The 12,538-nt window shown below is 64.4% G+C and carries 13 protein-coding genes; 10 read left to right on the forward strand and 3 right to left on the reverse strand.

Going from position 1 to position 12,538, the window contains the following annotated elements; translation table 11 throughout:
* The first annotated feature begins 6 nt into the window (after positions 1–6).
* The 3 genes from EJ068_RS25230 to EJ068_RS25240 all read left to right on the forward strand — a co-directional run bounded on the left by EJ068_RS25230 (position 7) and on the right by EJ068_RS25240 (position 3,314).
* Positions 7–1,110, forward strand: a complete 1,104-nt coding sequence (locus EJ068_RS25230; protein WP_127251969.1) for a glycosyltransferase family 9 protein — start codon at positions 7–9, stop codon at positions 1,108–1,110.
* 211 nt (positions 1,111–1,321) lie between these two features.
* A complete protein-coding gene (locus EJ068_RS25235; protein WP_126078452.1) occupies positions 1,322–2,425 on the forward strand; it encodes a glycosyltransferase family 9 protein in 1,104 nt (367 codons plus the stop codon).
* Positions 2,426–2,570: 145 nt separating this feature from the next.
* Positions 2,571–3,314, forward strand: coding sequence for a polysaccharide deacetylase family protein (locus EJ068_RS25240; protein ID WP_126083472.1), 744 nt, complete (start codon positions 2,571–2,573; stop codon positions 3,312–3,314).
* Between the two features lie 138 nt (positions 3,315–3,452).
* On the opposite strand, the gene EJ068_RS25245 is transcribed toward EJ068_RS25240, so the two are convergent.
* Both EJ068_RS25245 and EJ068_RS25250 read right to left on the reverse strand, forming a co-directional pair.
* Positions 3,453–3,842, reverse strand: coding sequence for a DUF427 domain-containing protein (locus tag EJ068_RS25245; protein ID WP_127251970.1), 390 nt, complete (start codon positions 3,840–3,842; stop codon positions 3,453–3,455).
* Positions 3,843–4,045: 203 nt separating this feature from the next.
* On the reverse strand, positions 4,046–4,402 hold the full coding sequence (locus EJ068_RS25250; RefSeq protein WP_126078451.1) for a hypothetical protein: 357 nt from the start codon (positions 4,400–4,402) through the stop codon (positions 4,046–4,048).
* A gap of 191 nt (positions 4,403–4,593) precedes the next feature.
* Here EJ068_RS25250 and EJ068_RS25255 point away from each other — a divergent pair, with 191 nt between their 5' ends.
* Both EJ068_RS25255 and EJ068_RS25260 read left to right on the forward strand, forming a co-directional pair.
* Complete coding sequence (locus EJ068_RS25255; protein ID WP_126078450.1) at positions 4,594–6,222, forward strand: fatty-acid--CoA ligase; 1,629 nt, start codon at positions 4,594–4,596, stop codon at positions 6,220–6,222.
* Between the two features lie 81 nt (positions 6,223–6,303).
* Positions 6,304–7,089: a DUF1499 domain-containing protein gene (locus EJ068_RS25260; protein ID WP_127250090.1), complete on the forward strand. Its 786-nt coding sequence runs from the start codon at positions 6,304–6,306 to the stop codon at positions 7,087–7,089.
* Here the strand turns inward: EJ068_RS25260 and EJ068_RS25265 are convergent, their stop codons facing one another.
* A complete protein-coding gene (locus EJ068_RS25265) occupies positions 7,090–7,998 on the reverse strand; it encodes an MBL fold metallo-hydrolase (RefSeq protein WP_126078448.1) in 909 nt (302 codons plus the stop codon).
* Between the two features lie 239 nt (positions 7,999–8,237).
* On the opposite strand from EJ068_RS25265, the gene EJ068_RS25270 reads away from it, so the two are divergent.
* The 5 genes from EJ068_RS25270 to rfbD all read left to right on the forward strand — a co-directional run bounded on the left by EJ068_RS25270 (position 8,238) and on the right by rfbD (position 12,538).
* Positions 8,238–8,828, forward strand: coding sequence for a biotin transporter BioY (locus tag EJ068_RS25270; RefSeq protein ID WP_126078447.1), 591 nt, complete (start codon positions 8,238–8,240; stop codon positions 8,826–8,828).
* A 219-nt stretch (positions 8,829–9,047) separates the two neighbouring features.
* Positions 9,048–9,938: a glucose-1-phosphate thymidylyltransferase RfbA gene (gene rfbA / locus EJ068_RS25275; RefSeq protein WP_126078446.1), complete on the forward strand. Its 891-nt coding sequence runs from the start codon at positions 9,048–9,050 to the stop codon at positions 9,936–9,938.
* Positions 9,931–10,485, forward strand: a complete 555-nt coding sequence (gene rfbC / locus EJ068_RS25280; protein WP_126078445.1) for a dTDP-4-dehydrorhamnose 3,5-epimerase — start codon at positions 9,931–9,933, stop codon at positions 10,483–10,485. The genes rfbA and rfbC overlap by 8 nt, the downstream gene beginning before the upstream one ends.
* A 14-nt stretch (positions 10,486–10,499) precedes the next feature.
* Positions 10,500–11,633 (forward strand): dTDP-glucose 4,6-dehydratase, encoded by a 1,134-nt coding sequence (gene rfbB / locus EJ068_RS25285; protein WP_127250116.1) that lies wholly within the window; start codon positions 10,500–10,502, stop codon positions 11,631–11,633.
* Positions 11,630–12,538 carry a dTDP-4-dehydrorhamnose reductase gene (gene rfbD, locus EJ068_RS25290; protein ID WP_127250091.1) on the forward strand — a complete coding sequence of 303 codons (909 nt, stop codon included), beginning with the start codon at positions 11,630–11,632 and terminating at the stop codon, positions 12,536–12,538. The genes rfbB and rfbD overlap by 4 nt, the downstream gene beginning before the upstream one ends.

The raw sequence follows: 12,538 nt of genomic DNA on the forward strand, positions 1-12,538 counted from the left end.
AAACCCATGTTGCAGATTGCCCCCACTCCTTTCCGGTCGATCCTTGTCCTGCAGACCAAATTTATCGGCGACATCGTGCTTGCCTCGGCGCTGGCGAACAACCTGCAGCTCGCATATCCGGGCGTCAGGATCGTGTTTCTCTGTGAAACGCATTTGGCCGGCTTCCTGACGGCCCACGGCATTGCCGCCGAGGCTATCCCCCTCAGCCGCGCCAGGATGCGTGGCATGCCGTTCGAGCGGGGACGCGAGCTCTTCCGCGTGGTGCGGGAATTGCGGCGGCGTCGCTTCGACATGACCATCGACATCACCGACTCGAAAACCTCGCGTCTTATTTCCGGGCTGGTCAATGCTCCGGTCCGGGTCGGCTATTCTCCGACGGAGCGGCCTCTGCGCTGGCATGAACGCCAGCCCGCCAATGTCAGGATGAAGCCCTTCGGATTTGGCAAGAAGCACTTTCTCTACCGCTATCTGTCTCCGTTGGAGGCGCTCGGCGTCGACCTGCGCGTAAAAGCCCCGGCCATTCGACCGCTGCCATTCGAGACGACCCGCGTCCTGGCTTTGCTGGCCCGGCACCACATCCTCCCAAACGCCTTTGTCGCGGTTCATGCCGGAGCAAGTTTCGCCGGGCGTCGCTGGCAGCCGGAGCGCTTTGCCGAGGCAATCGACAGGATTGCCGGCGAGACAGGCTTGCGCGTCGTCCTGGTCGGCGGCCCGGACGAAAACGAGGCGACCGACAGGATTGTGGCCGCGGCGAAGACGCCTGTCGTCAATCTGGCGGGCGCGCTGCGGCTGGAAACCCTGCTTGCGCTGCTCAGGCAGGCGCGGCTGTTTCTCGGCAACGAAAGTGGGCCGATGCATATGGCGGCCGCGGCCGGCACGCCGGTTGTCGGCCTGTTCGGCCTGACCAATCCGGTCCGCTGGGCGCCGGTCGGCGTGCCCAGCATCTCGTTGCGGCCATCCGTGCCCTGCGACTGCGTCGGGGGCGACCTGTGCCGCCGGACCGATCCGAGCAAGGCCTGCTGCGTCTGGCGCCTGGAGGTTGATCCGGTGGTCGAGGCGGTGCTGGAGCTCCTGGCGCGTACCGAGGCAGTCCTGGAAGCCGCGGTCTGACACGCGGGGAGATTCTCGTGCCGTCGTCGTCCGCATTGCAAACAGCGAAATCCGGAATTTCGCTATTTCCATGACCGTGAAACGATCTGCCGGCACGTGCAAGTCACTCTGGCCCACGACCTTGTCGTCTTGTATATGAGGGCCACGTGAAACATGCGCGTGGCGGCCCCGGATGTCGACGTCTCAACTCAGTTCTGGTGCCCGGACACGGATGTTGCAGGGGCCCTTCGCAGGCGTCCGGTCGATCCTGATTCTGCAAACGAAATATATCGGCGATCTGGTTCTTGCCTCGACGCTGGCGAAGAATCTTAGGATCGCCTATCCGGAGGCCAGAATTGTCTTCCTGTGCGAGGCTCGCTTCGCAGGCTTCCTGACTGCTCACGGGATCGCAGATGAGACCGTAGCTTTCAAGCGCTCGAGCGCGCGTGGCACGGTAATGCAGCGCGGCCTGGAACTCTACCACGTATTGCGAAAGCTGCGTCGTTTGGCTTGCGATATGACCATCGACTTGACCGATTCAAAAACGACGCACTTCGTCGCCATGGCGCTCAACGCCAGGATCCGCGTTGGCTATTTCCCGACCGAGAGGCGATTGGGCCGGTTCGAGCGCCAATCCGCAAACGTCAGGGCCAAGCCCTTCGGCTATGGCGAGAGGCATTTCCTTTATCGCTATCTTTCTCCGCTGGAGGCGCTAGGGGAAGATCTGCGCGTGCGGGTTCCCTCGATCGAGCCGCTGCCATCGGAAACCGCGCGGGTCCTGACATTGCTGGACAGCTGCGGTCTTCGCCGCAAAGCCTTCCTGGTGGTGCATGCCGGAGCAAGCTTTCCGGGCCGCCGGTGGCAGCCCGAGCGTTTCGCCGCGGCCGTCGACACGATATCGAGCGAAACCGGTCTCTCCGTCGTCCTGGTCGGCGGACCCGACGAAGCCCAGGCGAACGACCACATCGTGGCCGCGGTCAAGGCGCCGGTCGTCAATCTGGTAGGTAAGCTATCGCTCGAAACGTTGATGGCGCTGCTCAAGGAGGCGCGGCTCTTCCTCGGCAACGAAAGCGGCCCAATGCATATGGCCGCCGCAGCAGGCACGCCGGTCGTCGGCCTGTACGGCCTCACCAACCCGGTTGCATGGGGTCCGGTTGGCGCACCCAGCATTTCGCTGCGGCCCCCAATGCCTTGCGAGTGTGTGGCCGCCGACATGTGCCACCGGACCAATCCAGCCAAGGCATTTTGCGTCTGGCGCCTGGAAGTGGACACGGTCGCCGAAGCAGTGCGCGAACTGCTGGCGCGGACGGACAGACCCATTAAAACCGCGGTGTAGACGAAAGCAATTTTTCGCGATTGCTCCTTTTGCGCTGTTGGACGTCCCCATTTTCGCCTAGATGCCGGTCTGTTGGGACGAGCGGAGGCAAGTTTTCTTTGGCGCGATGCGGCAACTGGCCGTGCGTGCCGGGTTGGAATGGATGATGGGTCTGCTTCGAAATTCTCTTTGCGTGCTCGCGCTGTCGCTCTTGGCGGCGTCGGCCGGCAATGCCGCAACGCTTCTCGAGCCGACGCTGCATCTGAAGACCCAAGCCCCGGAAGGGCGTGGGCGAGTCGCCCTGACGCTCGACGCTTGCGGGGGAAAGACCGACACAAGAATACTTTCGGCTCTTGTCGACAATCGCATACCGGCGACCATCTTCGTTACCGGCATCTGGCTCAAGCGCAATGCCGCGGCCGCCGAGATCATGCGAGCCCATCCTGATCTGTTCGAGCTGGAAAACCATGGCGGCCGCCACATTCCCGCGGTCGATACGCCGCGGAAGATTTACGGCATAAGCAGCGCCGGCAGCCCGGACGCCGTGCAGGCCGAGGTTGAATCCGGCGCCGCGGCGCTCGCCAGCGCGGGCGGACCGGCGCCCAAATGGTTTCGCGGCGCCACCGCGGAATACAGCCCATCGGCGATCGCCATGATCCGCAAGCTGGGCTTCAAGATCGCCGGCTTCTCGGTCAATGGCGACGGCGGCTCGCTGCTCGGCGCCAAGGAAACGGCACGCCGCATCGGCGCCGCCAAGGACGGCGACGTCATCATCGCCCACATCAACCAGCCGACGCATGCGGCCGGCGAGGGCGTGGTTCAGGGGCTGCTCGCCTTGAAGCAGAAAGGCATGACATTCGTGCGCCTGGACGATGCCGACGGTATAGGCAACGACGGCACCACCGATTGAGCGTGCGGTGCGGCGGCTGAATTTTGGCAGCCACATCCTTCCGAGATTGACGTGAACGCCCATCCCTCCGCCCTGGGATGACGACGCTTGGCCTTCGCCTGCCTCGGATCGCAGCGACGACCCAGCCCAATCGAAAACTCAGCCCGGTTCGGCTTCGACCGTTACCTTGCTCGTGTAGAACGCGCCGTGGTTGCGGATCTCGGTCATTTCGTCGATCGGATGTTCATAAGCCCACATGGCGTTCGTGCCGGCTTCGCCGGCCGCCTGGACGCTCCAGTAGCTGGCATCGCCCTTGTAGGGGCAATGCGTCGAGTGCTCGGTGCCGGCGAGCTTGCTGAAGTCGATATCGTCGAACGGGATGTAGAAGGCCGCCGGGTAGGGTGGTTCTGAAAGCACCTTGGCCCGGGTGGATCTTGCGATGACGGTATCGCCGGCGCGCACGGTGACACTGCCGCGATAGGGTTCGACGGTGATCACCTTGTCGGGATTGCGCTGGAAGCCGGGGGCAGGGTTGGCGGGCTTGTCCATGAATGGTCTCCTGGAGCAATTCCAGCAAAAGTGCGAAGCGGTTTCCGTCCGGAATTGCGTCAAAACAAAGAGAACGGTTTGCCGTTTCCATGAAACGGTGAAACGTTCTCGCGGCAGACTTACATGTGTCGGGTGAGTGCGTCGCGCAAGCCCGCGCGGCGCGAGGCTCCATCACCATTCATTGAACGTCTGCTGGCCAGCCGTCAGGCGGCTGTCTTGAAGGCATCCATGAGGCCGGCATAGGCGGCGGCAATGCCGGCCACCGGATTGGTGCTTCTTGCCGCGGTTTCGACCTTGAGCGCGCCGCCGCTGGTCGGCAGCGTCAGCAGCAGGAACTGGCGGTTGCCCGCGTCGCCGATGCAGGCGGCGGCGACATGCTCGCCATTCTCGCCGTTTTCGACGCGCATCTTGAACAGCAGCGTCCCGCCGACGGCTTCAAGCGCGCCGCCGACGACTTCGGCAAATTCATCTTCGGAAACGGTTTTGATGTCCGGCGCCAGATCGTCCAGACTTTCGGCAAGCGTGCTTTCGAGGGCTTTTTCGTCGAGCTGCGCGTCCATGCGAACCACTCCATTCGCCAATCTCACCCAGCCCGTTAACGAAACTTAACGGCGAGGATGGCCGGATTATGGCGGTTTTCCCGGTTCTTCGATCCATCCACGGGCTTCGACTTATGGCGGCTGGACAATCCGCCGGTTCGTTCCACAATGTGCGGAACAAACGACGCGAATGCGCAAAGGGGAGGAAATAGATGCTCGGATTGATGCAGGAATGGCCGCTGCTTTGCCACAAGCTGATCGACCACGCCGAACGCCAGCACGGCAGCCGGGAGGTCGTGTCGCGTTCGATCGAAGGTCCGATCGTGCGCACTACCTTCGCCGAAATCCATCGCCGGTCGCTCAAGGCGGCGCAGCGGCTGGAGCGTGACGGCTTCGTGCTCGGCGATCGCATCGCGACCCTTGCCTGGAACACGACCCGCCATATCGAAGCCTGGTACGGCATCATGGGCATCGGCGCTATCTACCACACGCTCAATCCGAGGCTATTTCCCGAGCAGATCGCCTGGATCATGAACAATGCCGAGGACAAGGCGATCTTCGTCGACCTCACCTTCGTACCGCTCCTGGAAAAGATCGCCGGCGCGGTGAAATCGCTGCGCCGGGTGATCGTGCTGACCGACCAGGCGCATATGCCGCAAACCTCTCTGGCCAATGCCGTCGCCTACGAGGAATGGCTGGCCGAGGCCGACGGCGATTTCGCCTGGAAGACGTTCGACGAGAACACCGCCGCCGGCATGTGCTACACCTCCGGAACGACGGGCGACCCGAAAGGTGTGCTTTACAGCCACCGCTCCAATGTCCTTCACGCCATGATCGCCGCCATGCCCGACGCGATGGGCCTGTCGACGCGCGATGTCGTCCTGCCTGTGGTGCCGATGTTTCACGCCAACGCCTGGGGCCTCGGCCAGAGCGGGCCGATGATCGGCACCAAGCTGGTGATGCCGGGCTGCAAGATGGACGGCGCCTCGATCTATGAACTGCTCGACACCGAAAAGGTGACGTTCAGCGCCGCGGTGCCCACCGTCTGGATGATGCTGCTGCAATATCTGGAAGAGACCGGCAAGAAGCTGCCCTATCTGAACAAGGTCGTGATCGGCGGGGCGTCCTGTCCGCGCGCCATCACCGCAAAGTTCCAGGATGATTACGATGTGCAGGTGGTGCATGCCTGGGGCATGACCGAGATGTCGCCGCTGGGGACGCTCTGCACGCTGAAGCCGCAATATCAGACGCTGACCGGCGAGGCGCGGCTGGATGTCCAGGGCAAGCAGGGTTTTCCGCCCTTCGGCGTCGAGATGAAAGTGACCGACGACGATAACAACGCGCTGCCCTGGGACGGCAAGACCTTCGGGCATCTCAAGGTGCGCGGTCCGGCGGTGGCCCGCGCCTATTATGGCGGCGCCGGCGCCGAGCAGTTCGATGCCGACGGCTGGTTCGACACGGGCGATGTCGCCCATATCGACGCCAGCGGCTACATGCAGATCACCGACCGCGCCAAGGATGTCATCAAGTCCGGCGGCGAATGGATATCGACCATCGACCTGGAGAATCTCGCCGTCGGCCACCCGGACGTGGCGGAGGCGGCGGCGATCGGCATCCCGCATTCGAAATGGGGCGAGCGGCCCTTGCTCGTTGTCGTGCGCAAGCCCGGTCGGGAGCCGAGCAAGGGCGACATCCTCACCTTCATGAGTGGCAAGGTGGCGAAATGGTGGATGCCCGACGACGTCGCCTTCGTCGGCGAAATTCCGCACACCGCTACCGGCAAGATCCAGAAGACCAGCCTGCGCGCCCAGTTCAAGGATTACCGCCTGCCGACGGATTGACGAAAATGTTCGATCTTCCGGCTTCAAGCCCGCGCCAAAAACCGCTAACTCTCGGCCCGGGTTGGGACGATACGGCGAAGAATGGCATCTATTCCTGAACGGCAGACGTCGAGGGCGGCCGGCTGGTCGCGGCGGATCGGGGCATTTTCCCTCGTCCTTCTGCTCACCGCCGTTGCCGGTTACCGACTCGGATTCGTCGAGACGCCGCCTTTCCTGTGGGTGCTTGCGGTCGTCGCGCTGCTGGCGGCGCTCGCCCTGTTGCTGGCGGGTCTCGGCCTGTCGAGGGTCTGGAGCTTCGGCGATCGCGGTGGCCGCGATCTCAGCGTCGGCGCGCTGCTGGCGCTGCTGGTTCTGGCGCCCTACGGCGTCGCCGTCTACTGGGCCACGATCTACCCGCCGCTGCGCGACATCTCGACCGATCTCGACGACCCGCCGGTCCTGGACACCAGCGACCGGACAAGCGACATGAACGAGCTGTCGCCGCCGACCCCTGGCGAACAGAGCCTGCAGGCCGATACCTATCCGCTGGTCAGCGGCCACAGCTACAATCTGCCCTTCGAAACCGTCGTCGACGCTGTCGAAACCGTGCTCGACCGCCGCGACTGGCAGCTGACGGCGCCTTATCCCGACATCAACGGGCAGAGCGAGGCGACGATCAATGCGCTGGCCAAGGGCTTTGTGCTCGGACTGCCGGCCGACGTCGCCATCCGCGTCACCGACGATGGCGAGCAGGTCATCGTCGACATGCGCTCGGCCTCGCGCTACGGCCGCTACGACCTCGGCGACAACGCCGCCCGCATCACGGATTTCCTCGGCGAGCTGGACCAGGAAGTCGCCGGGCAGGTTGGCGCGGCGCCGGCCGAGTGATCAGCCGGCGGGACTGAAAATGCCGTCGATCGCCGGGTCGCCTTCGGTGGCGATCAGGCCGCGCGCGGCCAGATCCTCGAGATGGGCGAGCACCGACAGCCCCGCGGCGCCGTGCAGGCGGGGGTCGGTGTCGCGATAGATCGCTGCGACCATCTCCCTGATCGTCCGGTCGCCAGCGCGGATGCGCTCCAGGATCGCCCTTTCACGCATCTTGCGATGCGTCTTCAGGCCGCGCATGAACCTTTGGGGCGCGGTCACGGGCCCGCCATGGCCCGGCAGCAGCAGACGATCCTCGCGCGCCAGCAGCCTGTCGAGGGAGCTCATATAGTCGGCCATGGCGCCGTCCGGCGGCGCGACGATCGAGGTCGACCAGGCCATGACATGGTCGGCCGAAAACAGGATGCCGGTTCCCTCGAGCGCAAACACGGCATGGTTGGCGGTGTGGCCGGGCGTCAGCATGGTGCGGATCGCCCAGCCGTCTCCCTCGGTCAGGGCATTGTTGGCCAGCGCGATATCGGGCACGAAGGCGAGGTCGGCGCTGGCGTCGAGCGGATTGACCTCGCCGATGCGCAAGGGCCGTGCCGGCCGGTGCGGGCCTTCGGCAAGCGTCGGCGCGCCGGTGCGCTCCTTCAGCCGTGCCGCCAGCGGCGAATGGTCGCGATGCGTGTGGCTGACGAAGATGTGGCTGACCGGCCGGCCAGCGATCGCCGTGAGCAGCGTTTCGAGATGCGCGTCGTCTTCCGGCCCCGGATCGATCACCGCCAGCGTGTCGCGACCGACGAGATAGCTGTTGGTGCCGTGGAAGGTGAACGGACTCGGGTTTCCGGCAGTGATGCGCAGCACATCCGGCGCAACCGTGACCGCCCGGCCGTAGGCCGGGTCGAAGCTGGTATCGAACTCAAGCGCCATGCCGGATTCCTTTGCAATGCGGCAAAATGATTGCCGCCCGATACGGAAGCCAATATAGGAAATTCAATGCATGTCGCCCAAAAGTGCGCAGCGGTTTTGGGACAACGACATGCATCAAGAAAGTTTTTGAGCATTTCGCCCAAAAGTGCGCAGCGGTTCTGGGACAACGACATGCATCAAGAAAGTTTTTGAAGCCAGCAAATCAGCCACCCAATGAATCAGCCAGAATGAGGAAGACCATGGCAATTGCAACCACGATGCGTCCGCTCGTTTCTCTCACTCTGCCGGAGCGGGGCGCCGCGCGGCTCGCGACCCAGCTCTTCCTGGCGCTTGCCGGAACCCTGCTGCTCACGCTTTCGGCCAAGACCAAAGTGGTGCTCGGCCCGGTCGACATTTCGCTGCAGACGCTCGCCGTGCTGCTGATCGCCTCGGCCTTCGGCCTGCGGCTGGCCGTCGCGACGCTGCTTCTCTACCTTGCCGAAGGCGCTTTTGGCTTGCCGGTCTTCCAGGGCACGCCGGAAAAGGGCATCGGCATCGCCTATATGCTGGGCGCGACAGGCGGCTATCTCGCCGGTTTCGTGGTCATGGCCGCGATCGCCGGCTGGGCCGCCGACCGCGGCTGGGACCGCAGCCCGTTCAAGCTGTTCGGCGCCATGCTGACGGCGGAAGTCGTCATGATGGCCATGGGCTTTGCCTGGCTGGCGATGCTCATCGGACCGGAAAAGTCCTGGCAGTTCGGCGTCCTGCCCTTCATCGCCGGCGACCTGATCAAGGTGGCCCTGGCCGCCAGCCTGGTGCCGGCCGTGTGGGCGTTGCTCAAGCGCGGCTGATCGCGATCGACGAAAGAAGGGCCGGCGGGCGACAAGCGCCCGCCGGCCCTTTTTCATGCCGCAGTCGGATTTCGCTCGAAACCACCGCGTGCCGGATGATAGAAAGTGGAACCAGCGTCAGGAAGGAAGCAAACCCGACATTGACAAGCCGGTGCCCGAAACCTAAGCACGGGCAACTTGGCGTCGAGGCGGGGGCCGCGGTAGTTCAAGGAGAGCTTGTTGAAAGGAATTATCCTTGCGGGCGGCAGCGGAACACGTCTTTATCCGCTAACATTAGCTGTATCTAAGCAAATACTGCCGATCTACGACAAGCCGATGATCTACTACCCGCTGAGCGTGCTGATGCTCGCGGGAATCCGCCAGATCCTCGTCATTTCAACTCCGCGCGACTTGCCGGTGTTTCAGGCTTTGCTGGGCGATGGTTCGGAATTCGGCCTGGAGCTCTGCTATGCCGAGCAGGCGGAGCCCAATGGTCTCGCCGAAGCCTTCATCATCGGTCGCGACTTCATCGGCAAGGACAGCGTGTCGATGATTCTCGGCGACAATATCTATTTCGGCGGCGGCCTGTCGCAGCTCTGCGGCGAGGCGGCTGCGCGCGACGGCGGCGCCTCCGTCTTCGCCTACTATGTCGACGATCCCGAGCGCTATGGCGTGGTCTCCTTCGACAAGGTCACCGGCAGGGCTTTGACGATCGAGGAGAAGCCGCAAAAGCCGAAGTCCAACTGGGCCGTGACAGGTCTTTATTTCTACGACAACAACGTCGTCGACATTGCTTCGACCATCCGCCCTTCGGCGCGCGGCGAGCTCGAGATCACGGCGGTCAACAATGTCTATCTCGAGCGCGGCGAGCTGCATGTCCACCGCCTCGGCCGGGGCTATGCCTGGCTGGATACCGGCACGCATGACAGCCTGCTCGAGGCCTCGTCCTTCGTGCGCACGATCGAGCATCGCCAGGGCATCAAGATCGCCTGCCCCGAGGAGATTGCGCTGGAGCAGCGCTGGATCAGCGCCGACGAGGTCCTCGATCGCGCCGCGCGGCTCGGCAAGAACGAATATGCGGCCTATCTGCGGCGGCGGGTCGCCGATCTGATGGAGGATCAAGGTGCTTGAGGTCAGGACGCTCGGCCTGGAGGACGTGCTGGAGATCGTGCCGAAGCGGCATGGCGACGCGCGCGGCTATTTCTGCGAGACCTGGAATGCGGAGCGCTTTGCCCAGGCCGGTATCGACCTGACCTTCGTGCAGGACAACCATTCCTATTCCGCGGCCGCCGGCGTCCTGCGCGGCTTGCACTATCAGTTACCGCCCCGCGCCCAGGACAAGCTGCTGCGCGTCGTGCGAGGCAGCGTCTTCGATGTCGTCGTCGACATCCGCCGGTCTTCGCCGACTTTCGGAAAATGGTCGGCTTTGGAGGTGTCGGCCGAGAAGGGAAACCAGATCCTGGTGCCGAAGGGATACGCGCACGGCTTCGTCACGCTCGTCCCGGACACCGAGATTCTGTATAAGGTCACCGATACGTATTCGCCGGAGCATGACCGGTCGATCCGCTTCGACGACCCCGCCATCGGCATTGCGTGGCCGTCGCTTGCCGGTGACTTCCAGCTCTCGGACAAGGATCGCAAGGCGCCACCGCTGAGCGAGGCAGAGGTTTTCGCGTGAGGGAAGAGGGCAGGCTGAATTTCCTGGTCACCGGCGGCGCCGGCTTCATCGGCTCGGCCGTCTGCCGGCATCTGTGCGCCAACCCGGCCTACCGCGTCACCAATCTCGACAAGCTCACCTATGCCGGCAACCTCGCGTCGCTGCGGACGATCGAGAACGCGCACAACTATCGCTTCGAGCAGGGCGACATCTGTGACGAGCGCGCGGTGCTGGAGATATTGCGCCGTGACGATATCGACATCGTCATGAACCTTGCCGCCGAAAGCCATGTCGACCGCTCGATCGACGGCCCCGGCGCCTTCATCGAGACCAACATCGTCGGCACCTACCGCATCCTCAATGCGGCGCTGGAATACTGGCGTGGGCTGTCCGAGGAGCGCAAAGCGGGCTTCCGCTTCCACCATGTCTCGACCGACGAGGTCTTCGGCGACCTGCCTTTCGACGGCGGCATGTTCGTCGAGGAGACGCCTTATGCGCCGTCCTCGCCCTATTCGGCCTCGAAGGCGGCGTCGGATCACCTGGTGCGGGCCTGGCACGAGACCTACGGCCTGCCGGTGGTGCTGTCCAACTGCTCGAACAATTACGGCCCCTACCACTTCCCGGAAAAGCTGATCCCGCTGGTCATCCTCAACGCGCTCGACGAGAAGCCGCTGCCGGTCTACGGCGCCGGCGCCAATGTGCGCGACTGGCTGTTCGTGGAGGATCACGCGCGGGCGCTGGAGCTGGTGGCCACCAAGGGGCGGCCGGGCGAGAGCTACAATGTCGGCGGCAATTCCGAGCGCACCAATCTCGGCGTGGTCGAGGCGATCTGCGATCTGCTGGACGTGCGGCGGCCGCGTGCCGCCGGCAAGCGCTATCGCGACCTGATCACCTTCGTCACCGACCGTCCTGGACATGACCGCCGCTATGCGATCGACGCCTCCAAGATCGCGCGCGATCTCGGCTGGGCGCCGCGCGAGAATTTCGACAGCGGCCTGGCCAGGACCGTCGACTGGTATCTCGACAACAAATGGTGGTGGGGCCCGATCCGCGAGCAGCGCTACGCCGGCGAGCGGCTGGGCCACGCTGCGGCCGCAAACAGCCAAAGCGGTCCGGTCGCGGGCAATCCGGCCAGGACCGCGGCCGAGAGCAGGAAGGTGACCACGTGAGGCTTGCCGTCACCGGACGCGAGGGCCAGGTCGCAGCAAGCCTGGTCGAGGCGGCGCGGGGCCGCGACGGCGTGGAAGTCGTCGCCGTCGGCCGCCCGGGGCTCGACCTTGCGCAGCCCGACACAGTGCTCGCGGCATTGGAAGCGGCAAGGCCGGACATCGTCGTTTCCGCCGCCGCCTACACCGCCGTCGACCAGGCCGAGGACGATAAGGACCTGGCCTTCGTGGTGAACGCCACCGGCGCCGGCAAGGTGGCCGAAGCCGCGGCAAGGCTCGGCGTCCCCGTCATCCATCTGTCGACCGACTATGTCTTCGACGGCGCCAAGGACGGCGCCTATGTCGAGACAGACGCCACCGCGCCGCTCGGCGTCTACGGCGCTTCCAAGCTCGTCGGCGAAGAGGCGGTGGCCGCCGCCAATCCGCGCCACATCATCCTGCGCACGGCCTGGGTCTACAGCCCTTTCGGCAGGAACTTCGTCAAGACGATGCTGCGGCTGGCGGCCGATCGCGACGAGATCGCCGTCGTCGCCGATCAATGGGGCAATCCGACCTCGGCGCTCGACATCGCCGACGCCATCCTGCATGCGGCGGCGAGGCTGCGGGACGACAGGAATTTCGCCGCCTTCGGTGTCTACCACCTGGCGGGCGAGGGCGACACCAACTGGAGCAGCTTTGCCCGCCACATCCTCGACACAAGCCGGGCGTTGGGTGGCCCCTATGCGAAAGTGCGCGATATCGCCACGGCGGATTATCCGACCAGGGCCAGGCGCCCGCAAAATTCGCGGTTGTCGAGCGCGAAGTTTGAGGGTGTGTTCGGGTGGCGAGCGCGGCAGTGGCGGGAGGCGACGGGGACCGTAGTGAGCAGGTTACAGAGCGGCGCCACGGAAGCTACAGCGGCACTCTGA

The sequence above is a fragment of the Mesorhizobium sp. M2A.F.Ca.ET.043.02.1.1 genome, from assembly GCF_003952405.1.
GTDB lineage: Bacteria > Pseudomonadota > Alphaproteobacteria > Rhizobiales > Rhizobiaceae > Mesorhizobium.